Raw genomic sequence first — 24,109 nt, forward strand, 5'->3', positions numbered from 1 at the left:
AAGCCCCCTGCCTCGATAGTAGCCGATTACGAGGACGGCCCAAAGCTGCCGTCCGGCATGGTAACTGGTTTCTGCGTTAGCAGCCCGCTTTCCGGACATTCGCCCCAGTCGCAAAATCCGAGGCTGGTCGAACTAGCGCTATGCGCAACAAAGCACCCATTCGCTGTTTCACCACCAATGTCTGCAGTCAGCACGCATTAAATCGGCAACCAGCATTACCCAATCGTTGGAAACACGTTTGTTTTCTTAACGACACCATAGACAAAACTGCTGTCCATTGATGCGATGCTGCCAATGGAATGCAGCCTCCTACGCACGAAATCTTCGTAGTCAGAAAGATCTGCCACAACCACGCGAAGCAAGTAATCCGACGCACCCGTCATGACGAAACACTCCATCACCTGATCAATGTGCGCAATGTCAGTTTCAAATTTCTTTACCGTTGCCTCGGTGTGGCTCTCCAGCTTGATATGAACAAAAACAGTTACTGGTAATCCATAGGCCTCGGCATCGATATTAGCGCTGTAGCCAGTGATAACGCCGTTTTGTTCCAGCAGCTTGAGCCGCCTAAGACAGGGAGAGGGTGACAGATTTACCTCTGCCGCCAAATCCTGATTCGTCATACGACCATTGCGTTGCAAAGTTCGGATGATTTGTTGGTCTTTATTGTCCAATTTTCTCATATTGTGGCATTTAATGCCATCAAAAGTGATATTCAAGGCATTATTTAGAATAGTTCAATAGCAAGGATGCGATATGATGCCTCTAATAATCAAGGCGCTACTTGAAATTCTCGACATCATGGAGCCACCCAATGCGCAATCGTCCAGACAGCTTTTCCACACGTGCTATCCACCACGGATATGATCCGATGGAGAATGAAGGCGCATTGACGCCGCCGCTACATTTGACGTCGACCTTCGCGTTTGAAACTGCTGAGGCAGGCGGGGAGATGTTTGCGGGCGATCGCGCCGGTCATATCTATTCGCGCATCTCGAATCCAACATGTGATTTGTTAGAGCGCCGCATCGCTGTGCTTGAGGGGGCTGAGGCCGGATTGGCTTTGGCCTCCGGCATGGGGGCAATCACCGCTACGATGTGGACGCTTCTCGCCCCGGGTGATGAGGTCATTCTTGACAAGACCCTATATGGCTGCACGTTTTCGTTCATGCAGCATGGGTTGGTCAAATTTGGCGTTACCGTAACCCATGTGGACCTGACAGACCCTGAAAATCTTACCGCGGCGATCAACGACAAAACCAAGGTCGTGTATTTCGAAACACCTGCCAACCCGAATATGCGCCTTGTCGATATTCAGGCTGTGTCGACCATTGCACACGCACAAGGCGCTTATGTGGTCGTCGACAACACTTATGCAACGCCTTACCTGACCCAACCGATCAAACATGGCGCGGACATCGTTCTACACTCGGCGACGAAATACCTTGGCGGTCACGGGGATGTTGTTGCTGGCCTGCTGGTTGGATCGGTGGAGCTGGTCTCGGAAATCCGCCTTTACGGTATGAAGGATATGACCGGCGCAGTCATGGCACCGTTCAATGCGATGCTTATCCTGCGCGGCCTCAAGACCCTTGAGTTGCGGATGGATCGCCATTGCAGCAGCGCTGCGACCATCGCTGAAATTCTGGAACACACTCATGGAGTGCAAAAGGTCTGGTATCCGGGGCTGCACAGTTTTGAGCAGCACGATGTGGCCGAGCGGCAAATGTCCCAGTTTGGCGGTATGATAGCCTTTGAGTTGGACGGAGGTCTGGAAGCGGGACGGGTCATGATGAACAATCTGCGAATGATCACCCGCGCGGTATCGCTTGGCGACGCCGAGACATTGGTCCAGCACCCGGCCAGCATGACCCATTCCACCTATACGCCCGAAGAGCGTGCCATTCACGGGATCAGCGAAGGGTTAGTACGCCTGTCTATTGGGCTCGAAGGGATCGACGATGTGATCTACGATCTTGAACAGGCCCTGCCTAAACCCCTGATCCACAGCGCAGCATAAAGAGAGGCCGTCATGACCCAAGACCTCAAAACCATTGAACAACGTTTGTTGTGGCTGTCACACTGGATGATCCATCATGCGAACCACATTCGCCCCAAGGCCGACGGCATCAAAGTTGGCGGACATCAGGCGTCATCAGCTTCGATGGTGTCAATCATGACGGCGCTCTACTTTCAAACGCTGCGCCCAGAAGACCGCGTGGCGGTTAAACCCCATGCCTCGCCGATCTTCCATGCGATCCAATATCTCATGGGGAATCAGACGCGCGAGAAGATGGAGAACTTTCGTGGCTTCGGGGGTGTACAAAGCTATCCATCCCGCACCAAGGACATCGATGATGTCGACTTTTCCACCGGCTCAGTTGGTCTGGGGGTTGCGATCACATCCTTTGCCTCAATTGTTCAAGACTACATTCAGGCCAAGTCATGGGGCAGCGATCAGAAGCTTGGGCGTATGATCGCGCTGGTGGGTGACGCAGAGCTCGACGAAGGCAATATCTATGAGGCGCTGCAGGAGGGTTGGAAGAACGACTTGCACAACTGCTGGTGGATCATTGACTACAATCGGCAATCCCTTGACGGCGTGGTGCGCGAAGGCCTGTTCCAGCGGGTCGAACAGATTTTCGATGCATTCGGTTGGGATGTGGTTCGCGTCAAATACGGGGTTCTGCAACAGGCCGCGTTCAAAGAGCCAGGCGGCGACAAGCTGCGTCAGTGGATCGATGATTGCCCGAACCAGCTTTATTCTGCCCTGACCTTTATGGGGGGTGCTGTCTGGCGTGAACGCCTGATGGATGCCCTGGGCGATCAGGGCAATGTGACTGCGCTGATCAAGCGGCGCAACGACGATGAACTGGCCGCGTTGATGGAAAACCTTGGTGGCAACTGCGTCGAGACACTCGCCGATACGTTTGCCGCAATCGATCATGATCGCCCGGTCTGTTTCCTGGCCTATACGATCAAGGGCTGGGGGACACCGATTGCGGGCCACAAGGACAATCATGGCGGCTTGATGAGCAAGTCGCAAATGGCCGAATGGCAGAAATACATGGGTGTCGCTGAAGGTAAGGAATGGGACAAGTTTGCCACAGTTGCGGACCCGGCAACCTTCCAAAACATGCTGAACAAGGCACCCTTCTTTGCCAAGGGCCGCCGCCGCTACACAGATGAAATCATAGATGTTCCGGAGATTGAGCTGTCTTCTGATCGCGAGATCTCGACCCAAATGGCGTTTGGCAAAATCCTGGACAACCTGTCAAAGGGCGACAGCCTGCTGGCCAAACGTATTGTCACAACTTCACCTGATGTGACCGGCACAACCAACCTTGGCCCGTGGGTCAATCGCCGCAAACTGTTCGCGCGCTCGCATCAGGAAGATACCTTCAAGGCTGAAAACATCCCCTCGACCGCAAAATGGGAGTTTACGCCGGAAGGTCAGCATATCGAACTGGGTATTGCTGAAATGAACCTCTTTCTTTTGCTTGCTGCCGCTGGTTTGTCGCATTCTGTCTTTGGAAAAAGGGTCATCCCCATCGGGACGGTTTACGACCCATTCGTCTCGCGTGGCCTCGATGCACTGAACTATGCCTGCTATCAGGATGCACGGTTCATGATTGTTGGCACGCCGTCCGGTGTCACATTGGCCCCCGAAGGCGGCGCGCATCAGTCCATCGCCTCGCCCCTTATCGGCATGTCACAAGACGGGCTAGCGGCATTTGAACCTGCCTTTGCTGACGAACTGACGGTTATCATGGAATGGGCTTTTGCCCATATGCAAAAAGACGGCGAAGGCGATCCGGATGAACGCACTTGGTTGCGCGATGAAACCGGCGGATCCGTCTATCTGCGCCTGACGACCAATCCAATTGAACAGCCCGGCAAGCGAGTCGATGACGATTTTCGCCAGGGAGCAATCGATGGTGCTTATTGGCTGCGCAAACCGGGCCCTAATTGCGAAGTTGTAATCGCCTATCAGGGTTCCGTTGCGCAGGAAGCCATCAAGGCCGCCGGCCATATCGCACAGGGACGGCGTGACGTCGGCGTTCTCGCTGTGACATCAGCAGACCGCCTGAACGCGGGCTGGACGGCGGCGCAACGGGCGCGATCCAATGGGATCTGCGGCGCGGAGGCACATATCGAAGCATTGTTTGCTGGCTTGCCGCGCAACTGCGTTCTCATCACTGTCATCGACGGCCACCCGGCTACGCTTTCTTGGTTGGGCGCGGTTCACGGGCATCAAACTATTCCGCACGGAGTCGAACACTTTGGCCAAACCGGGACAATCGCCGACCTGTATCGTCATTTCCGGATAAACGCAGATGCGTTGATACAATCCGCCAGTGAACTGTCGCACGGCCGCAAAATCCCGCAGATTGCTGCTATAGGATAGCAATAGCAGACATCGGCACTCCTTGCAGCATCGGTCACTTGGGCACTCTGCCGCCATTAGATCGATCGCAGAATTATCGTGCGACGCGTTCTCTACCATTAACGGGCACGGCCCTTTGCCGACATTGGGCTCAGAAAATATCTAGCAGGGCGGCTTCCCGCAAGCGGCCACTCATGCGCTGCACAGTAATTCAGATAGGTTGATGGCCGCAATGCGGGGCAAAGCCGCCATCTGAAGTCGTCGGCTTTAGGTCTGCTTTGAGATCGACACGCCAGCTCACGGTCGAATTGCATGCGAAATTGTCTGACTCCGTCCATCTGTTAACACGACCAGAATACATATGGCTTATGCATATCCAACAAATTGCGGCCTAAATAGCGAAATGTGATTACCAAATTTGAGCCTCAGATAGCCGTGGCAGAAGGCAACTTTGTCTTCGTCGCCTGAGATGCCACCGTCGGCGAGAAGTCCTGGGTTTTCTTCGACCTATGGTTGGTTGAGGACGAAATGATCGTCGAGCATAGGGATGTCGTTTCACCCACCCAGGCGGAAATGGCGAACGGGAACGGTAAGTTCTGATTTTAGGGGAGTATCGGTGGACCGGAATGGGCTGGCTCGCCAAGAAATTCGCCTGGCTCAGCACTTTGCGACAAAGCCGGTTAATTTTTATCGGAAAGGCGCCAAACTGGTTGTTCACCAAAGCCTCGGATCATCTTCGCGCCCATATCTTCCATGTCGAACTCATCGTTGAGGATATGCGCAACGTCACCCTGTACCGTGATCTGCATGGGTTTGGAAAACTCCTGAAGCCTGGAAGCCAGATTAACCGCTGGTCCGAAAATGTCGTAGACGTACTTTTGAATTCCAACGACTGACCCCACAACGGAACCCGAAGCCAACCCGATCCTGCACCGCCACTGGTGGGGGTGGCTCAGGTTTCGGCGGTTCAGATAGCGCACGAACCTTATCGCTGTATTGGCAATCGCCTTGGCGTGATCTGGGGTTGGGTCCGGCAAACCAGCGACGGTTATGTAGGCATCCCCGATCGTCTTGATACGTTCGCAACCAAACTGTTCACCGATGCGATCAAACGCGCTGTAGATATCGTTCAGTTCGGTGACAGTGACGCTTGGATCTTGCGAGGCGACCATCTCTGTGAACCCGACAAAATCGAGCATCAGCACCGACACCGGATCGTAAAGCTGAGGTGTCACGACTCCAAATGTTTTGTATTCTTCATAAACAGATCGCGGCATCAGGTTCAGCAGTAGTTTTTCCACCTGTTCCTTTTCCCGCTTCAACGCGCGCGTGTTGCGTTCGACCATCATCGAGTATGAATCGATCATCGACTCCAGCTCTTTGATGCGAGTGATATTCTGGCAGACAAGAACAAGCACATCCTCATCTGCGACCGTAAAGTCGAGCGCGATGACCAACGTTCTGCGCTTTTTCTTGAAACTGATCTCTGACGTGTATCGCCGTGTCTCAAACAGGCTTTTTTGAACCGTAGTCAGATCCAGATCGGGAAAAAGCTGCTGCAGATGATCCGAATGATTATCGCCAATGAACCACTCGTCAAATGTGTCATTGCGGAAACCGAACTTCAGCGTTTCACGATCCAAAAGTGCAACGCCCACGCCAATCGCGCGCAGCAGCTGTTCATTGATGGCTTCTATAGTCATGGCTTACCTAACAATCAGGGGACGGCGTTTGCCGAATTCCGTGACAACCGCGTCAATGTCTTCTGCCGCCACGTTGTGTTTTTCCAGAGCACCTTGCAACACTGCTTCAAGTTCATCGAAATGGGCGTGCGTGATGTCCAGATGAGAATGCATGCGACGCAATTGGTCATCCGTATACGAAGCCGGACCGCCAAGAAGTGACGCAATAAATTTGGTCTGGTGGTCGACCATCCGGCTCATATCGACATTGTCAAAGAAGGGCCCGACCTCATCGTTTTCAAGAAGAATGTCATAGAATGAGATCACGATCTTGCTGATCCTCGAAAAACCACCGTATTTCTCATAAAGTGTAGGTGCAGCCATACTAAAACCTTTCCAAAACTGACTAATCGGACATGCCTGTCGCAAATCGTCACTGCTCTTTCGCATAAAGCCAAAGAGCAGTGAGTGCGCGCAATACGACTAGTGCCGCTGCGCGATAATCTCGGCATATTCCGATGAAATGCACAGCGTTTCATTGGTAGAGATATCGAATGTCTTGATTAGCGCCATAATGTCATTACGCAGTGCGGCTTGTCCTTCTGTATCCAGAGCGTCAAAGGCCTTTTGCATGGGACCGTAGAACGTTCGGAAGTACTCCAGAAAGTGTTCCGCTGATCTGTAACGGAACATGAAGTTCTTGCGTCTGAACGACGTAATATCACAATTAACACCGAGGGTGTCTTCGACCCAGTTCTGGCTTCCCCACAGAGCTGGCGATTGTACGCCAGCGGGTGGCGGCACATGCTTGCCAATTGTTTTGAACAACAGGCCGATAAAACTCTCAGGTGTCCAGTTAGCCATGCCGATCTTGCCGCCATGTTTCACGACGCGCTGCAGCTCCGCTGCAGATTGCTGTTGATTTGGCGTGAACATTACCCCGAACGTCGACACGACGGCATCAAATGACTGATCTTTGAAGGGCAGGTTTTCCGCATCAGCGACCTTGTAGGTGACAAATAGATCTTCTGCCTTGGCTCTCTGGCTGCTGGCTTCTAGCAGGGCCTCGACATAATCAGTCGAGGTGACATTGCAAAAGCGCCGCGCGAAGGCCAGTGTGGCGTTACCATTCCCGGCCGCAACATCAAGCACTTTGGCATCCGGCATCATATCCATGGCCTCGGCAAGTTCTTCGCCAGTGATCTGGAGCGTCACCCCAACTTTGCTGTAATCGCCTGACCCCCAAGCGACGTTTTGCTTGGCCTTGATTGAAGTGAAATCCGTTGTGGAATCGATTGCAGTTTGAATACCCATTTCTTGTTCCTCTTGGCTGTTGCTAGCTTGACACCAGCGGTTGAATTCCTGGCTGCGACATAGCGTGCAGACGGCTTATGCAGCTTCCCGTTCCGGCCAGCTGATGTTAAGGACGGGCCGTTCTGCACTGGCCACGTGCTCAAGTATTCTCGAATTGGTCCACTTGGGCTGAAAAACCGGCGCCATGTGGCCTAGCTCTGGCAGCAATGCGATCCGTGCGTTTGGCAATGCCTTGGCGATAGCGACCGACACATGCTGGGTGATCTCAGGCGATTCCAGGCCGGTCATAACCAACGTGGGAACTTCGAGACTGGACAGATCCTTCAGCGTCCAGCTTTCAGCAAACCCGTTGGCAAAATCGGTCATGATTGAAACGATCTGCTGAGCGAAGCGGGTTTGAGCGGGAACGGGAAGCGCATCCCAGAACCCCTGTTCATTCCAGAAGTCCAGAAAATGACGCATCCCAGCTGCGGCGTCGCCATCTGCAGCCGCAGCCGTCACTACGCCAGATAGCAATTGGATCTGACTGAACAGTTGCCGACTGACCGAGTCCCCATGCTTGAGAAAATGAAAGGTCGCAGGTTCGTAGACAGTCAGGCTTTTCACAAGATCGGGACGCATCAGCGCGATCTTGATGGCGACACCTCCCCCATTGGAATGACCAACCAGATGTACGGCGCGTCCTATGGCCTCAATTTCCCGGATCACGGGGATTGCTGAAACCGCCGCTCCTTTCTGTGTGAAGTCTCCGACCAGAGGGGCGCTGCCATAGCCGGGCAGATCGAAAGCATGAACTTCAAAGCGGCCTTCCAGATCCGCTGCCAACTGGCCCCATTGTCCTCCATTCGATGCAGAAGAATGTAACGCAACAATAGGTGCGTTTGTCGTTTCAGTAGGTTTAAATGAAATAGTCATCGTATTTACCCAATTGCTTTAGCGATGGGCAATAACTGACCTTCCAATGTTTCAATGTGATTTCTGAAAGCAGCGCAAAATGTTTCATTTGTAGCTATGTGAACCAGGTCACTCAACGTGCTATCCGCCTAGAATAAAAACATATTATCAACTGACACTGGAACGGAATCGCATACACTGAAACAATTGAAACACTAGGCTAGAATTTTGAAATGGCACTGAAACAATGATATCTTAAAAGTTCAGGATGACGACGGGTAAGGCAAACGATCTGGAAGAAGTCGAGAAGGCAAGAGACCTTCTTCGAGACGCCATTGAAGCGCTCAAGGAAGGGTTCGCCCTTTACGATGACGATCGTCGACTTGTCATGTTCAATCAAAGATATGCCGAGATGAACAAAGGGGTCGCGGACCTGCTGGAACCGGGCCTGGACTGGGAAATACTGATGCGGGAAACCGCGCGCCGGGGGATCTATGCCGACGCCATAGGCAACGAACAGCAATGGGTTTCAGACCGGCTGGCCAACGGTATCGAGTTCATTCAGGACTATGAATTGACCGAAACTGACGGGCGGACCTATCTGGTTTCCGTACATCCGACGGAACTCGGCGGCTTTGTTGTCACGCGCGAAGATATTACCGCCCGAAAGCAGGCCGAAGTCGAAGAACGCGACGGTGATATTCTGATCCGTAAGGTTCTGGATGCCAGCTCGGCAATTGTTACCATGGCGCGAATCGGTGACGGTCAGATTTTGTACCGCACACCCGCCGCCCTTCAGATGTTCGGCCCGGCGCGGTCAGCAAGAGAGCATTACCTCAGGCCAGAAGAGCGCGCGGATTTTATCACTTTGCTTTTGGCTGATGGACAGGTGAAGGACTATAAACTTGATCTGGTTAACGCGGAAGGGAAAACCTTTCCCGCCTCGATTTCATCTCAGTTGATTGACTACAAAGGCGAAGAAGTCATCGTTACCAGCATTATCGATCTGACGGTTCAAAAAGAGGCGGACGCCCTCATCCGTCAGGTTATGGAGGCCTATCCTGCCGCCATCAACATGACACATGCCGAAACCGGTGACGTGCTTTTCGCAACGCCGGAAATCAGAGCGTTGTTTGGGGACTCCAAAAACTCAAAATCGTATTATGCAGACCCTAACGAGCGTGAACGCTATCTGAATGCTCTGCGACAGGCGGGCTGGCTGAAAGACCGGCGCATGGAGTTTATCGACGTCAATGGGCGGACGTTCTGGGCTGCGGATTCATCCCGCCTTATCGAGTTTAATGGTGAAGAAGTCATCGTTTCAAACACGCGCGACCTGACCGACGAACTGGCGATCGAAGCAGAACTTGAAAAACAACGAGAGCTGGTCTTTCAAAACGAAAAGATGTCCGCCCTTGGCGAGCTGCTTGCCGGGGTTGCGCATGAGCTGAACAACCCGCTCTCCGTTGTTGTAGGCCATTCGCTTATGCTTCGGGAGGAAATTGCGGATCCTGATTTGACGCTCAGAATCGAAAAGATCGGCAACGCCGCCGAGCGCTGTGCAAAGATCGTAAAGACCTTCCTTGCCATGGCGCGTCAACAACCCAGCAAAATCGAACATGTCAATGTAGCCGGAATGATCGATACCGCGGCGGATGTCGCGGGTTACGGCAGTACGTCGGATGAAATTCGAATTCTGCGAAGCATACCTGCGAATTTGCCTCCAATCGCCGGGGATGCCGATCAGCTGACGCAGGTCATCCTCAACCTGATAATCAACGCAGAACAAGCGATGACGTCGGCCGGCATCGGTGACGAAATCATATTGTCTGCCGAAACCAAACCGGACAAAGGGATGGTGGAAATTACAGTTCGGGACAACGGACCCGGTGTTCCCAAAGCCATTCGCCCACGTATATTCGAACCATTTTTCACCACGAAAGAAGTAGGCGACGGAACCGGAATTGGATTGGCATTCTGCCACCGGATCGTCCTGTCTCATGGTGGTCAGATCGGGTTGGAAAAGGCTAACGAACCCGGAACTTGTTTTCGGATCACCCTGCCTGTCGCGGTGTCTGATGTCAGCAATGTTGATGAGCCTCTCGAAAACCCTGCGACCGCTACCAGACACCGGGTCCTGATCGTTGATGACGAAGTCGAAGTTGGCGAGCTGAATGCCGAAATCCTTAGAAAAGAAGGGCTTCATGTTGATTTTGTAACATCGGGTGAAGAGGCGCTCAGCCGTCTGCAATCTGCCAAATACGATATCTTTCTAAGTGATTTGAACATGCCGGGCATTGACGGTCGAAAGATCTACGAAGCTCTGTTGGTACATTTCCCTCATATGCTAAGCAGAACAGCATATATTACCGGCGACACAATGGGGGAAAGCTCATTGGGATTGCTGCGCGAATCCGGCCTTCCTTACCTGGAAAAACCTGTCTCTCCGTCAGAACTCAGAACGCTTGTCGGAACACTACTCGCCGACCAGAAGGACCCCACCGATGGATAATCAAGACACTCACATACTGGTTTGCGATGACGAAATCGATGTGCGCGAGATGCTTCAGGAATACCTGAGCAAACGTGGCTACAGGGTTTCCGCCGCGTCTGGGGGGGAAGAACTTCGGGCGATAATTTCAGCAGAGGCCGTGGATGTCATGATTATGGACATCAACATGCCCAAGGAAGACGGTCTTGCCATTCTGCGATCCCTGCGCCCAGAAAACACAACACCAGTGATCATGCTCACTGCGGCGGGTGATGTTGTTGATCGTATCATCGGTTTGGAAATGGGCGCTGACGATTATCTGGGCAAACCCGTCGATCTTCGAGAGCTTGAGGCCAGGATTAAGGCGATTCTACGTCGCGGGGCCATCGCTGAACCAGCGTCAGTCGCGAACGACAGTGATGGAGCACGTTTTGGGGACTACACGCTGAATAACGAAGCGGCAAAACTTCTGGCCCCGGATGGGTCCGAAGTTCAGTTGACCGCAATGGAATACAGGTTGCTAAAGGTTTTCGCGGATAACAAAGGACGCGTCTTAAACCGAGATCAGCTATTGGAACAGGCACACGATCGATCATGGGATCCTTTCGACCGCAGCATCGACATCAGAATTTCCAGATTGCGTCGCAAGCTCGAATCCAACCCCGAAAAGCCGGAGATAATCAGAACCGTACGCGGAATCGGGTACCTGTATGATCCAAAGTAATAACACCTATGAGCAACTTGGACTCACAACCGACCCCAGTGCCGTTGCAGAAAGGCTCCCTGCCCCGCCAATAACCGATCACTCGGACGGCCCATTCCTACCGTTCATCGGTTCGATGCGCGCCGCAATGCAGTTTCACCGAACCGGACTTTCTCCGTGAGCGCAATATCCAGCGGTATTCAAACTCACAGTTTGCGGACAAAGCAGTCATTCTGCCTAAAGACAACTAGGTCGTCTTATCTTAACTTGTGCTTACAGCACTTATCCTTCAGGGCAAAAGGTTCTATCAGCAATAGGGCCAACATAAGATATCCTGTATGATGTTATCATCTATCACCATGACCGGACTATTGAGCTCGGAAAATTCGGATCCCTCAAGAATGTTAACTTCATAGCTGACCCAATCACCATCCGCTTTGGGCTGTTTGATTTCGGCGATCAGGACAACCTGCTTGCCTTCGCTCTGACCAGTTATCGCGACATTGGGCGGGTCTGCCTCAAAGCTGTCTTGCCCACTGCTCCATGCCTTTAGAAAATCAGCGCGACTGATCTGTCCCGCATGACGGTAGGGCCGATCCGCAAAAACGGGTACACCGGGACTAACTCCGTGCAATGTCATAGTACCTTCGGATAGCGTGGCGCGATCAGCGGTTTCAATGAACAGATAACTCTCAGGCTTTGATGTGTCGTCAGACGATTGCGCCGTTGCGGTCAACGCCATGACACCCAACACAGCAACGGCTCCAAAAAGTTTAGCTGACATTTTCACTTCATTCTCCCGAATAGGTTTTCATTGTTCAGTGGTGCTGTGCACCCAAACTTTTGTCCGAAAGTTGCAAATTGTTGCTAGACTGATAGCGAGGCGTATTTGTGTCCATCGCCTTAATCCAGCGTATGCGCTTTCCTTCGATCCTACTATCCCCAAATGAGTTATTGGCGGACTTCCGTTCAAGCTGCGGCATCGGTAACTAAGGGCTCACTGCCGCCATCGGGGCTGACGCAGCAAATTGGGTCCAGCCCCAAATTGCGCCGATGAGGACGGCCCGAAGCCGCCGCTCAACGGCACTAGTCAAGCCGCATTGCAAAACGCCAAAGCAGACGTTGCCAAGACAGCAGGTCTATGAAGTTGGCCTATTCCTGACCCTAAGCACATTTTCTAAGCAAGTTCTGATCGTCTGGGCCACTCAATCTCAAAATTCTTGACCAAATGATAAAATTACGTGTTACTTAGCGTCAATTGCCAAGGGGAGGACATCATGAAAATATCACTATTTCTCAACCGCCGCCAATTTCTGATGACGACCGCAGCGTCGTCACTTTTGCTTGGGGCTGGTCGCGTTGCTGCCGCAGAACCGATCAAAACCGCCGGGATCTATACCGTGCCCGTCGAGCAGCAATGGGTCAGCCGCATCCACAACGCCGCGCTGACGGCGCAGGATCGCGGGGATATTTCCTATAGCTTCTCAGAGAATGTCAGCAACACAGACTACGCCCGGGTGATCCGCGAATATGCCGAGGCGGGCAACAAGCTGATTATCGGCGAGGTATTTGGCGCCGAACAAGAGGCGCGAGAAGTCGCCGCAGAATATCCCGACGTTGCCTTCCTGATGGGCTCAAGCTTCAAGGAAGACCCAGCGCTGCCCAATTTTGCGGTTTTCGACAACTATATTCAGGACGCCTCTTACTTGTCCGGTATCATTGCCGGCTCCATGACCGAGACGGGCAATATCGGCATGGTTGGCGGCTTTCCAATCCCGGAAGTGAACCGCCTGATGCATGCCTTCATGGCCGGTGCACGTGAGATGAACCCCGATATCACCTTCCAGGTCAGCTTTATCGGCAGCTGGTTTGATCCGCCAAAAGCCAAGGAAACGGCCTTTGCAATGATCGAAAACGGAGCAGATATCTTGTATGCTGAACGTTTCGGCGTTTCCGACGCCGCTAAGGAAAGGGGCATTCTTGCAATTGGCAACGTGATCGACACGCAGCCAGAATATCCTGACACCGTGGTCGCCTCGGCGATCTGGCATTTTGAACCAACCCTGGATAAGGCCATTGCCGAAGTGCAGGCTGGTAGCTTTACAGCCGCTGACTATGGCATCTATTCCTTTATGAATCAGGGCGGAACCTCGCTAGCTCCCTTGGGCACATTCGACGGCAAGGTACCTGCCCCTGCGCTTGAACTTGTCAAGAAACGCGAGGCCGAAATCAAATCGGGTGCATTCTCTGTGACCATCAACGACGACGAACCGACATCGTCATAACCACCCATGGACACCGTTGTTGTTGAGGCGCTGAACCTCGATGCTATCACCAAGCGATTTGGAACGCTGACCGCCAATGATGCGGTCAGCCTTTCCTTGAGCGAAGGCGAAGTTGTTGCCTTGCTCGGTGAAAACGGGGCAGGCAAAACAACGCTGATGAACATCCTCTTTGGCCAATATACGGCTGATAGCGGAACCGTTCGGGTGTTCGGAAAAACTTTGCCACCGGGAAACTCTCGCGCTGCGCTGGATGCGGGTGTGGGGATGGTACACCAGCATTTCACCCTAGCCGACAACCTGACTGTGCTGGAAAACATCACTCTTGGGGTCGGTTCACTTTTGAGCACAAGCTCGGGACGATCGGCAACCCGCGACCGGATCAAGGCGCTGTCTCAAAAGTATCACCTGTCCGTGTCGCCAAACGCCCGTGTCGGGGCGCTGACGGTGGGTGAACGGCAAAGGGTCGAGATACTTAAAGCGCTTTACCGCGATGTGCGCATTCTTATTCTTGATGAGCCGACCGCAGTTCTGACGCCGCAGGAAACGGATGATCTGTTTGCGACCCTCCGGCTGGCCATAGCGGATGGTTTGTCGGTCATATTCATTTCCCACAAGCTACATGAGGTTATGGCAATATCGGACCGAGTTGTCGTATTGCGGCACGGTAAGATAACGGGTGGCGTTCGCACCGCAGATACCGACAAACACGCGCTGGCGACCCTGATGATGGGCACAGAGGCGACACCACCCAAGGTACCCCAATCGACACCCGGGCCTGCATTATTGAAACTGGATCGCGTCGCAACACCGGATGTCGGCAACGCTCCGGGGCTCAAGTCGGTGTCTCTATCTTTGCATGCCGGGCAAATCATCGGCCTGGCTGGCGTTTCCGGCAATGGCCAAGCCGCGATAGCAGATGTGGTTGGTGGGCTGGTGAAACCCGCCGAGGGGCGGATCGAGATCGGCGGATCTGGCATCGACCGCTGGACCCCGCGCGAAGCAGTAAAAAGTGGCATCGCTCGCATCCCCGAAGACCGACACAAAACCGGAACGATTGCGGATTTTGATCTGACCGAGAATGCGATTCTCGAACGCTACCGCTCAGCGGGGTTCAGCAAGGCTGGTTGGCTGAATTGGCGCAGTTCACGGGCTTTTGCCGAGGCCATCATCAATAAATACGATGTGCGTTGTCCGGGCCCGGACACGCCGATCCGACTTTTGTCCGGTGGGAACATGCAAAAGCTGATACTGGGGCGCGTGCTTGAGGCCGCACCGCGGGTTATTCTGGCCAATCAACCCGTGCGCGGGCTGGATATCGGCGCAGTCAATTATGTGCACGGCCAGTTGCTGGAAGCCCGCGCCAGAGGGGCCGCAATCCTGCTGATCTCGGAAGATCTGGATGAGGTCATGGCCATGTCCGATGTCATCCATGTGATTGCTGACGGACAGCTCTCACCCGGATTTGGCCGGGGCAGTATGACACCCACGGAATTGGGCCTATGGATGGCCGGACAAGGGTTTAAAAACGAGAATGCGCATGCGTCTTGAACCGATAAACAACCCCAGCTTTGGGCGCAAACTGGTCCCATCTGCGTTGGCGTTGTCTGCGACAATTGTGATCGCATCGCTTTTGGCAATGATCGCAGGCGCAAACCCTTTTTCGGTTCTGGGCCTGATCATCAAGGGCGCATTTGGGTCGAAATTCGCGCTTCTTGAAACGCTCAACCGGGCGACACCGCTGATCTTTACGGGGCTTGCTGTTGCCGTGGCCTTTCGGGCCAAGTTCTGGAACATCGGGGCCGAAGCGCAGCTATACGCCGGAGCTCTGATCACGGTTTTATTGGGAACCGGAGCCTTGGCGTGGCCAAGTGGCCTGATCCTTCCTGTAATTGCGTTGATTGCCGTGTTTGCGGGTGCGAATTTGCTGCTGGTACCGGCGCTTCTGAAAACCCGATTTGGGGTGGATGAGGTCGTGACGACCCTGCTTTTCAACTTCATCTTCCTGCTGTTTATTTCAATGCTGTTGGAGGGGCCATTGAAAGATCCGATGGGGATGGGCTGGCCAAAATCTGCCCGACTGATCCCCGAGGCCCGCCTACCACGGATCGTCGAAGGGCTGCGTCTGCACTGGGGTTTCGCCCTTGCGATCATATCGGCGCTTTGCGTCTGGGTGATCCAGACCCGCAGTACCTTAGGCTATGAGATGCGAGCCGTGGGCCTAAACAAACAGGCCGCAGGTTTCGCGGGCATTCCGGTGAATTTGGTGTTGGTCAAAACCGCGCTGCTGTCTGGCGGGCTTGCCGCCTTGGGGGGCTTTTCCGAGGTCGCCGGGCTGAAGGGGAGCCTGACTCTCGATCTCTCACCCGGATTTGGTTACACCGGCATCATCGTGGCGATGCTCGCCCTGCTCAATCCGCTGGGTGTGGTGATCGCCGCCCTGTTTGTGGCAGGCATTTTTGTCGGCGCCGACAGCATGAGCCGGGCCGCAGGCGTACCTACCTACCTAGCCGATATCATGCTGGCCGTCGCCCTTTTGCTGATGGTTTTTGCGATCATGCTGACGCGGTTTCGCGTAGTGAGGGACTAGCGCCATGGACATCATCGACATCCTCTTCACCGCCAGTTTCTGGGCTGCAACGATCCGTATCGCCAGCCCACTGATTTTTGCGACCTTGGGCGAATTGATCTGTGAACGCGCCGGTGTCCTGAACCTTGGCATCGAGGGCATCATGGTTTCCGGTGCATTTGCGGGCTGGATGGCGGTCTATTCGGGCACCGGGCTTTGGGTTGGTGTCGGTGTTGCAATGGCTGTTGGGATGTTGTTTGGGCTGTTGCACAGCACGCTGACAGTGCCCTTTGGACTGTCCCAGCATGTAGTTGGACTGGGCGTAACACTTCTGGCCACCTCGTCAACCTACTATGCCTATCGGCTGGCGCTGCCAGAGGTCACCAGCCCGCCCAAGATCGTCGCGTTTCAGCCCTATGAAATCCCATTGCTGTCGGACATTCCACTGCTTGGGCCCGCTCTTTTCTCGCAAACGCCGCTGACCTATCTGGCCTTTGTACTTGTTGCAGTTGTCGGGTTGGTTCTCTACCGAACGCCCTTGGGTTTGGCCGTGCGTGCCGCAGGTGAAAACCCGGCTGCGGTCGCCGCACAAGGCCTTTCGGTGACCACCATCCGCATGGGGGCCGTTATCATTGGCAGCGGGCTGATGGCCGTCGGTGGCGCGTTTCTAACGATGTCCGCCTTTGACAGCTTCTTTTTTGAGATGGTCAATGGGCGCGGCTGGATCTGCATTGCTCTGGTTGTCTTCGGGTCCTGGCGACCGGGCAAGGCAATGCTTGGGGCAGTGCTGTTTGCTGCCTTCGATGCGCTGCAAATCCGGGCTCAGCAGACAAGCCTTGGGGCGCAGGTCCCCTATCAGATATTCTTGATGATGCCCTACATACTCTCCATTCTGGCATTGGTAGTAATGTCACGCCGGGCTGAAGTACCCGCCGCACTTATGGTGCCATTCAACAAGGGGGAGCGGTGATGTTTGACCTGATTGTAAAAGGTGGCTTTCTGCCGAACGGCAGCGTCGCTGATATCGGCATCTCAGGCAGTAAGATCACCGCCATAGATCGGCTCGGCACTGCCAAAGCAGGGCAGATCATTGATGCAACCGGCGATTTGGTCAGCCCGCCCTTTGTTGATCCGCATTTTCATATGGATGCGACGCTGTCCTATGGCCTGCCTCGCATCAACGCCTCAGGAACCCTGCTAGAGGGCATTGGGCTTTGGGGTGAACTCAAACAGGTCATGACCCAGGACGAGGTGATTGATCGCGCCCTGCACTACTGTGACTGGGCGGCCAGCATGGGATTGCTTGCGATCCGCAGCCATGTCGACACATGCGACGACCGGCTGTTAGGGGTCGAGGCGCTGCTCGAGGTTCGAAATAAGGTCAAAAACTATATCGATCTGCAACTGGTCGCATTCCCCCAAGATGGGTTCTACCGCAATCCCACGGCGCGCGAGAATACCATCCGCGCGCTGGATATGGGCGTGGATGTTGTCGGCGGCATCCCGCATTTCGAACGCACGATGCAGGATGGTGCTGCGTCAGTGACTGAACTATGCGAAATTGCCGCCGCACGCGGCCTGCAAGTGGATATGCATTGTGACGAGACGGATGATCCATTATCGCGCCACATTGAAACGCTTGCATTTGAAACCCAGCGGCTTGGACTGCACGGGCGTGTGGCGGGCTCGCATTTGACCTCAATGCACTCTATGGACAACTACTATGTCTCGAAACTGCTTCCACTGATCGCAGAGGCTCAGATCAACGCGATCCCGAACCCTTTGATCAACGTCGTTCTGCAGGGGCGGCACGATACATACCCCAAACGCCGCGGTCTGACCCGGGTGAAAGAGATGCTAAACGCTGGGATCAACGTTGGTTGGGGACAGGATTGCGTGCTCGATCCGTGGTACCCACTAGGAACAGCAGACATGCTGGACGTGGCCTTTATGGGGCTACATGTGGCGCAGATGACCAGCCCAGAAGAAATGCGGATCTGTTTTGACATGGTAACCGTGAACAATGCAAAGACGATGGGTTTGCAGGACTATGGGCTTCACGTCGGGGCCAAAGCCTCCCTGGTCGTGCTTGATGCTGGCACCCCAACCGAGGCCCTGCGGCTACGCGCAGCGCGTTTGCACGTTGTGGCAAATGGCAGACTCATCAGTCAGTCTCCCCGCCCAGATGCAAGGCTCAATATCCAGGACCGCCCTTCTACGTCACACAGACGACATTTGGGAGTGTAGCAGAAGACCTAGGGTCAGGATTCACAACTAGAACAAGCCGGTAGCAGTTCTGCGCGTTTTATCTTTTTGTTGTTGATCTTGAGCCTGGTGGTTGAAACGCAATACACCTGAAAACGTCCTTGGCCAAATCCGGTCCGACTGTCTTTACCGTCATTGAGTGGCTCCATTCCTCGCAGTCGAAAACATCTGCACTTTCGCGCCATTTCCCGGCCCCCCCGAATTGGTTCTGGCTGGCCAAGAAAAACAGTTATTTGGCCCTGTACGCACGAAGGGGGTCTAAAACGGCAAGATTTTCAGGAGAGTGGTGTTGAGCGCTTGATGCGGTCGATTGTGGCGACGCCGACGTTGAAATGTCGAGCTATGGCGCGGATGGATTGGCCTTCTTGCAGCATGGTTCTGACCTGATCTTGCTGATGTGAGGTAAGCTTGAGTTTTCGTCCGAGTTTCACACCGCGTTTTTTGGCGGATGTCCGGCCTTCGTCGGTTCACTCATTGATGAGCTTTCTTTCCAGTTCGGAAAGTCCTGCAAAAACAGTAAGTAGGAACTTCCCCATGGAGCTTGTAGTATCGGCCCAGGGTTCACGTATCGACCGGAAGGACACTTCGGCAGCCTCTATCTTTTGCCTGAACGGGATATTCGAAACTCTACAGCAAATGGCAGACAGGTGGGACTTGATACTAGAAATCGAAGCTGAAACAAAACCGCCTTCGATTCCCCTTTGACATGATCAGGTCCTAAAGAGGCCAGCCTGAGCCGTTCTGAATTCGTACACCTTCCTCAAATCAAATTAGGAAGATGTGCACATGAGAATGACGGTTGTGGACTGGGGGCTGCTTGGGTTTCTGTCAATATTGTGGGCTGGTACGTTCTTTTTCACTTCAATAGCTGTGGGTGAACTTCCGCCTCTGACCGTTGTTTTTCTGCGGGTGAGCATCGCAGCTCTTGCCTTGCTCATCTACTTGGGGATTAGAGGCATTACATTGCCTAAAAACAGGCAGGTTTGGAAGGCATTCCTGACGATGGGGATTCTAAACAATGTCATCCCGTTCAGCCTATTCTTCTGGGCACAAACGACCATACCGGGTGGTCTGGCATCTATCGCAAATGCCGCTACTCCCGTTTTTTCAATAGCCGTTGCACATTACATGCTCGCCGATGAAAAATTCACTGCGAACAAGTTCTTTGGTGTTGTTCTAGCCTTGATTGGTGTTGGGTTTTTGTTTGGAGAAGAGGTTTCATCCGGGGCAAGTGTTGCCATAAGCTAACGACTGCATCAATCTTATCGACTGGGGCCGACCTGTGATAGCGAATGACTGCCGAAGTAGTTCTCAGATTCGAAAAACGAGCCATTCGCTGCATATCGACCAACGGTCTAAACGGGCTCTCCACTGACTTAGGGGACAGCGCAGCATCAAGCCAAACCACTGCCCGCCTCGTCATCATGCACGGCCCATAGCCGACCTACAGAATCAACTTGAGATTCTGCGGCGCAGCCCACGAAACCAGCCCTTCGCTGCGATTGCGAATTCACAGTCTGAAGCAAAAGCAACCGTCTGCTACACCGTGGTGAAGGAAGGGTGCATGAATGAGAGCATATCCGACAAGGCAGACCTTTTTCGGCTTGGTGTTTTGCTTTGTTTAGCCTCGAATGACCGAGAAATCTCTACGTTGAATTGACCAATCAAAGGGAAGCTCAGGTTCACCACTTGCGGTACCTTAGCAAACCCCTGATGTTTGGGTATGGTGCTAAATACCACCAACCGTGAATAGCGCGACAGATGTTCTCGCAACCCATGTCATACGGATGTCGCGGAAAGCCTGCAAAAGGCACGTTAACCAACCAACTTGAGAGGTGCCCAATGTCTTTCTCTAACCGTACATTGTTTTCGCGTCGCCAGTTTCTCTCCACAACAGCTGCGAGTACCGCTGCAATTACGCTTCACCCCTTCTCGGCTGATGCGGCCAACAATCAGGCGCATCTTCGTATCATGGAAACAACCGACATCCATGTTCATGTGTTCCCCTATGATTACTATGCCGACAAACCCCGGGATACGGTGGGCCTGTCCCGCACCGCCTCTATCATCAATGAAATCCGTGCTGAGGCAGTAAACTCGCTGTTGGTTGACAATGGAGACTTTCTACAGGGCAACCCGATGGGCGACTACATCGCCTATGAACGCGGTATGAAGGAGGGAGATAGCCACCCAATCATCACCGCGTTCAACACGGTTGGTTATGATGCAGCCACACTGGGAAATCATGAGTTTAACTATGGGTTAAACTTCCTTGAGACCTCTTTGGCCGGTGCAGATTTCCCAGTGGTTCTTGCCAACGTAGCAAAAGAGAAAGGCGCGAGCCCGCGCGAAGACAAGACGCTCGTCCAGCCTTACACAATTCTCGATCGCGAAATCGAAATGGGTGACGGCACAAAGCACCCAATAAAAATCGGTATTATCGGCTTTACCCCTCCGCAGATCATGAACTGGGATCGCAAACATCTCGAAGGCAATGTCGAAGCGCGGGATATCGTTGAGACGGCCAAGGCCTATGTGCCTGAGATGCAGGAACAAGGTTGTGATCTGATCATCGCTTTGTCGCATTCCGGTATTGGGGGAGCCGATCACGCGGATGGTATGGAAAACGCGTCGGTTGTGCTTGCTGGTGTCGACGGGATCGACGCGCTGGTCACGGGTCACAACCACTTGGTCTTTCCCTCGCCAACATTTGCAGACCGTCCCGGCATCGATGTTGATAGAGGCACGTTGATGGGCAAACCCGCCGTTATGGGCGGCTTCTGGGGGTCGCATCTTGGTCTGCTTGATCTGCTGTTGGAACGGGATGGAAACGAATGGCGGGTGGTGACCACCACATCCGAGGCGCGACCCATTTCCCGAAGGAACGAGGACCGATCAATCACCGCGCTGGTCGGAGATGATCAGCGAGTCCTCGACTCGGTTGCGACAGATCACGACGAAACGCTAGTCTATGTTCGCCGCGCTGTTGGCAAGACCTCAGCACCTCTGCACAGCTATTTCGCACTGGTTGCAGACGACCCATCAGTCCAAATCGTATCAATCGCGCAGAAGTGGTATGTCGAAGAAATGCTGAAAGGCACTGAACATGAAGGCTTGCCGATCTTGTCAGCGGCAGCACCTTTCAAGGCTGGTGGCCGCGGTGGTCCGGAATACTACACGGATGTTCCCGTTGGTGACGTTGCCATCAAAAACGTAGCCGATCTGTATCTCTATCCGAACACAGTGAGAGCAGTCCGCGTGAATGGTGCGCATGTCAGGGGCTGGCTGGAACGCTCGGCCGGAATGTTCAATCAGGTTAAAGCGGGTTCGAAAGATGCGGTGCTGCTGAACCCGGAATTCCCTTCCTACAACTTTGACGTGATGGATGGTGTGACCTATCAGATTGACCTGTCCCAACCTTCGCGATTTGGGCCCAAAGGCGAAGAGATCAACTCTGATGCCGCGCGGATTGTGGATCTTTCCTATAATGGGGCACCGGTTACTGATGAAATGGAGTTCATCATCGCCACCAACAACTATCGAGCATCAGGCGGTGGATCATTCCCCGGAGCGTTGGGTGACACAATCGTATTCGAAGCCCCGGATACCAACCGCGACGTCATCGTGCGCTATATTGTCGAGCAGGGCACGATTGATCCAAAGGCAGATGCCAACTGGTCTTTTGCGCCGCTTGGGGACACGACAGTGTTGTTCGAGACCGGCCCAAAAGCGCGGGACTATATGGGCGACGTCAAAGGTGTCACAATCGAGGACGCCGGAGAAGGCGCCGACGGCTTCGCAGCCTTCCGGATCAAGCTCTGATTCAATTGGAGCAAGAATACAACCCGCCACCAAATAAAACTGGTGGTGGGCTTATATTGGTGACTACCGGCCCCTTTGCAGACATTGATGGCTCTGTCCCTAGCTGTGGCTCAACTTCTTCAAACCAGACGTTCATCGTTGGTGCAGCATTTTCGTTGTTCGGGACCGAACGTTACAGACAACACGTAAGCGGTGGCTGTCCATTTCTTCACCGGTGGTGTCTCTCAGGCGCTGAGTTACAATCCATGGCGGTTTCTCTGAATTGGCCTTACAAGGATGCTATGGGAACGCAGTCAAGCCTCTTGGCAACTGCGAAACAGGAGTTGCACCCTTGGTAGAGCCAGAAACATTTGCGTTCCTTGCGGATCTCAGAATGAACAACCGCAAAGCCTGGATGGACGAGCACCGAGAAGAACGCGACGACGCCTTGCGCAATTTTGCTGGTATCGCAATGACACTGCACGACTACGCTGATCGCTTTGATCCTTTCGTGGCTGAGGCGGGGATCAAACCGAAGCGAAGCTACACCAAGTTCTTTCAGGAGCCACGAGAGCGCATCGGGCGTGCTCTATACCGCTCGGAAGTGGATGTTTTTGCCAATGCAGGTGATCCCGAAGAAAGCTTCGGATACTATCTCCACATCGAGCCAGGAAATTGTTACGCAGGTGCTGCACTTTTCAAACCCTCCAAGGCCACGCTCGCCCGAATGCGAACGCATTTGATCGATGATCCGAGCGGCCTGACAGCCATCTTGAACGACCCTGAGTTTAAGAAGACGTTCCCAGACGGCATTGTTACGCGAAAGGCGTTGGGTACTGTGCCGGAAGGCTTTTCAAGTAGCGACCCCGCCGCGCCCTATCTGAAAATGGCCGACCTGGGATGCCGCAAAGATTTGCCGGACGCCCTGCTGCTTGACGACGAGGTAATCGATCTGCTGATCGAGATCTTCCGCGCCGCCCGCCCGCTAGTGCACTACTTCGACTGACTCTGCGCAGAAAGGATTGTGCGAGTGGGGTGTTTTCGTGGGATGGCGCTTCAACCGTGAACACAGTCTACGTTCTCGGCAATGCAAAACGCGTGCTGCAGGACGCTAATTTGTAGCGCTCTCAGTCCAAATACGTAAAACCCCCGCTGCCATCGGACAACGGGGGATGTTTTTCAGCGTCGAGGAATGATTACATCATCCTTCGCGTTCCAATTTCTTACGTGCCAGCTTTCTGGCGCGGCGGATCGCTTCGGCTTTCTGGCGCGCGTTTTTCTCGGACGGCTTCTCGAAATGTTGCTTGAGCTTCATTTCACGGAAAACGCCTTCCTTCTGGAGCTTTTTCTTAAGAACCCGAAGGGCCTGATCAACATTGTTGTCGCGAACACTAACCTGCATGTGGTTTACACCACCTTTCTAGTCTGAAGTTTGCAATGAATTGCAGGAACAGGCTGAATAGCGATCTTGTCCCAGGTTGTACAGCATACCGATTGCAGTTGGGGCTAGAAGTAATCATCATGCTCACGGCATCTGCAAATTAGATTAGATGATATTGAATTCGCACACGGCCCTTTCCGGACCTTGACCCGATCTTCTGGCGCTGCACAGCGGCTTTCCGAAAACGGACATTGGTCGACGGCGCAGGATCAGGTAGTTTGACACTCTGATCGAAGCGACAGTGATGGGAGGGAATCCAATGGACATCAAGAAAAACGGC

21 protein-coding genes are annotated in these 24,109 nt (G+C 53.6%); 12 read left to right on the top strand and 9 right to left on the bottom strand.

The genetic code is table 11. The annotated features are described in order from the left end of the window. Positions 1-215 precede the first annotated feature (215 nt). The gene (locus BLU89_RS19105) at positions 216-674 is read right to left on the bottom strand and encodes an Lrp/AsnC family transcriptional regulator (RefSeq protein WP_074739094.1); all 459 of its coding nucleotides are present in this window, start codon (positions 672-674) and stop codon (positions 216-218) included. Between the two features lie 140 nt (positions 675-814). Here BLU89_RS19105 and BLU89_RS19110 point away from each other — a divergent pair, with 140 nt between their 5' ends. Beyond that, the gene (locus BLU89_RS19110) at positions 815-2,020 is read left to right on the top strand and encodes a methionine gamma-lyase (RefSeq protein ID WP_074739015.1); all 1,206 of its coding nucleotides are present in this window, start codon (positions 815-817) and stop codon (positions 2,018-2,020) included. Between the two features lie 12 nt (positions 2,021-2,032). Beyond that, on the top strand, positions 2,033-4,408 hold the full coding sequence (locus BLU89_RS19115) for a 1-deoxy-D-xylulose-5-phosphate synthase N-terminal domain-containing protein (protein WP_074739017.1): 2,376 nt from the start codon (positions 2,033-2,035) through the stop codon (positions 4,406-4,408). A gap of 659 nt (positions 4,409-5,067) precedes the next feature. Here the strand turns inward: BLU89_RS19115 and BLU89_RS19125 are convergent. The 4 genes from BLU89_RS19125 to BLU89_RS19140 form a co-directional block, all read right to left on the bottom strand. Next, on the bottom strand, positions 5,068-6,090 hold the full coding sequence (locus tag BLU89_RS19125) for an adenylate/guanylate cyclase domain-containing protein (protein WP_074739019.1): 1,023 nt from the start codon (positions 6,088-6,090) through the stop codon (positions 5,068-5,070). A 3-nt stretch (positions 6,091-6,093) separates the two neighbouring features. Beyond that, positions 6,094-6,453, bottom strand: coding sequence for a group I truncated hemoglobin (locus BLU89_RS19130; RefSeq protein ID WP_074739021.1), 360 nt, complete (start codon positions 6,451-6,453; stop codon positions 6,094-6,096). Positions 6,454-6,552: 99 nt separating this feature from the next. Next, positions 6,553-7,383, bottom strand: a complete 831-nt coding sequence (locus BLU89_RS19135) for a class I SAM-dependent methyltransferase (protein WP_074739023.1) — start codon at positions 7,381-7,383, stop codon at positions 6,553-6,555. Positions 7,384-7,458: 75 nt separating this feature from the next. Next, complete coding sequence (locus BLU89_RS19140; RefSeq protein ID WP_074739025.1) at positions 7,459-8,298, bottom strand: alpha/beta fold hydrolase; 840 nt, start codon at positions 8,296-8,298, stop codon at positions 7,459-7,461. Positions 8,299-8,545: 247 nt separating this feature from the next. On the opposite strand from BLU89_RS19140, the gene BLU89_RS19145 reads away from it, so the two are divergent. Together BLU89_RS19145 and BLU89_RS19150 are read left to right on the top strand one after the other, a co-directional pair. Continuing rightward, on the top strand, positions 8,546-10,789 hold the full coding sequence (locus tag BLU89_RS19145; protein WP_074739027.1) for an ATP-binding protein: 2,244 nt from the start codon (positions 8,546-8,548) through the stop codon (positions 10,787-10,789). Continuing rightward, entirely contained in the window at positions 10,782-11,492 is a 711-nt protein-coding gene (locus BLU89_RS19150) for a response regulator (RefSeq protein ID WP_074739029.1), read from the top strand. Before BLU89_RS19145 ends, BLU89_RS19150 begins: the two co-directional genes overlap by 8 nt. A gap of 286 nt (positions 11,493-11,778) precedes the next feature. On the opposite strand, the gene BLU89_RS19155 is transcribed toward BLU89_RS19150, so the two are convergent. Continuing rightward, entirely contained in the window at positions 11,779-12,255 is a 477-nt protein-coding gene (locus BLU89_RS19155) for a hypothetical protein (RefSeq protein WP_074739031.1), read from the bottom strand. A 493-nt stretch (positions 12,256-12,748) separates the two neighbouring features. Here BLU89_RS19155 and BLU89_RS19160 point away from each other — a divergent pair, with 493 nt between their 5' ends. The 5 genes from BLU89_RS19160 to BLU89_RS19180 are packed head-to-tail and all read left to right on the top strand — an operon-like array spanning position 12,749 to position 18,569. Further along, the gene (locus tag BLU89_RS19160) at positions 12,749-13,756 is read left to right on the top strand and encodes a BMP family protein (RefSeq protein WP_074739033.1); all 1,008 of its coding nucleotides are present in this window, start codon (positions 12,749-12,751) and stop codon (positions 13,754-13,756) included. Between the two features lie 6 nt (positions 13,757-13,762). Further along, the gene (locus BLU89_RS19165; RefSeq protein WP_074739035.1) at positions 13,763-15,304 is read left to right on the top strand and encodes an ABC transporter ATP-binding protein; all 1,542 of its coding nucleotides are present in this window, start codon (positions 13,763-13,765) and stop codon (positions 15,302-15,304) included. Continuing rightward, positions 15,294-16,343: an ABC transporter permease gene (locus BLU89_RS19170; protein WP_074739037.1), complete on the top strand. Its 1,050-nt coding sequence runs from the start codon at positions 15,294-15,296 to the stop codon at positions 16,341-16,343. The genes BLU89_RS19165 and BLU89_RS19170 overlap by 11 nt, the downstream gene beginning before the upstream one ends. 4 nt (positions 16,344-16,347) lie before the next feature. Beyond that, positions 16,348-17,292: an ABC transporter permease gene (locus BLU89_RS19175; protein ID WP_074739039.1), complete on the top strand. Its 945-nt coding sequence runs from the start codon at positions 16,348-16,350 to the stop codon at positions 17,290-17,292. Further along, entirely contained in the window at positions 17,292-18,569 is a 1,278-nt protein-coding gene (locus tag BLU89_RS19180) for an amidohydrolase family protein (RefSeq protein WP_074739041.1), read from the top strand. Before BLU89_RS19175 ends, BLU89_RS19180 begins: the two co-directional genes overlap by 1 nt. 293 nt (positions 18,570-18,862) lie before the next feature. On the opposite strand, the gene BLU89_RS22010 is transcribed toward BLU89_RS19180, so the two are convergent. Together BLU89_RS22010 and BLU89_RS22015 are read right to left on the bottom strand one after the other, a co-directional pair. Beyond that, positions 18,863-19,018, bottom strand: a complete 156-nt coding sequence (locus BLU89_RS22010) for a helix-turn-helix domain-containing protein (protein WP_083347814.1) — start codon at positions 19,016-19,018, stop codon at positions 18,863-18,865. Between the two features lie 36 nt (positions 19,019-19,054). Continuing rightward, positions 19,055-19,282: a recombinase family protein gene (locus BLU89_RS22015; RefSeq protein ID WP_083347815.1), complete on the bottom strand. Its 228-nt coding sequence runs from the start codon at positions 19,280-19,282 to the stop codon at positions 19,055-19,057. 91 nt (positions 19,283-19,373) lie between these two features. Here BLU89_RS22015 and BLU89_RS19195 point away from each other — a divergent pair, with 91 nt between their 5' ends. From BLU89_RS19195 to BLU89_RS19205, 3 genes are all read left to right on the top strand, one after another. Continuing rightward, positions 19,374-19,835 carry a DMT family transporter gene (locus tag BLU89_RS19195; protein WP_074739043.1) on the top strand — a complete coding sequence of 154 codons (462 nt, stop codon included), beginning with the start codon at positions 19,374-19,376 and terminating at the stop codon, positions 19,833-19,835. Positions 19,836-20,429: 594 nt separating this feature from the next. Then, the gene (locus BLU89_RS19200; protein WP_074739045.1) at positions 20,430-22,409 is read left to right on the top strand and encodes a bifunctional 2',3'-cyclic-nucleotide 2'-phosphodiesterase/3'-nucleotidase; all 1,980 of its coding nucleotides are present in this window, start codon (positions 20,430-20,432) and stop codon (positions 22,407-22,409) included. 331 nt (positions 22,410-22,740) lie between these two features. After that, the gene (locus BLU89_RS19205; protein ID WP_074739047.1) at positions 22,741-23,394 is read left to right on the top strand and encodes a DUF2461 domain-containing protein; all 654 of its coding nucleotides are present in this window, start codon (positions 22,741-22,743) and stop codon (positions 23,392-23,394) included. A 195-nt stretch (positions 23,395-23,589) separates the two neighbouring features. Here the strand turns inward: BLU89_RS19205 and rpsU are convergent, their stop codons facing one another. Further along, complete coding sequence (gene rpsU / locus BLU89_RS19210) at positions 23,590-23,790, bottom strand: 30S ribosomal protein S21 (protein ID WP_040700433.1); 201 nt, start codon at positions 23,788-23,790, stop codon at positions 23,590-23,592. Between the last annotated feature and the right edge of the window lie 319 nt (positions 23,791-24,109).

The organism is Ruegeria halocynthiae, from assembly GCF_900106805.1.
GTDB classification, from domain to species: Bacteria; Pseudomonadota; Alphaproteobacteria; order Rhodobacterales; family Rhodobacteraceae; genus Ruegeria; species Ruegeria halocynthiae.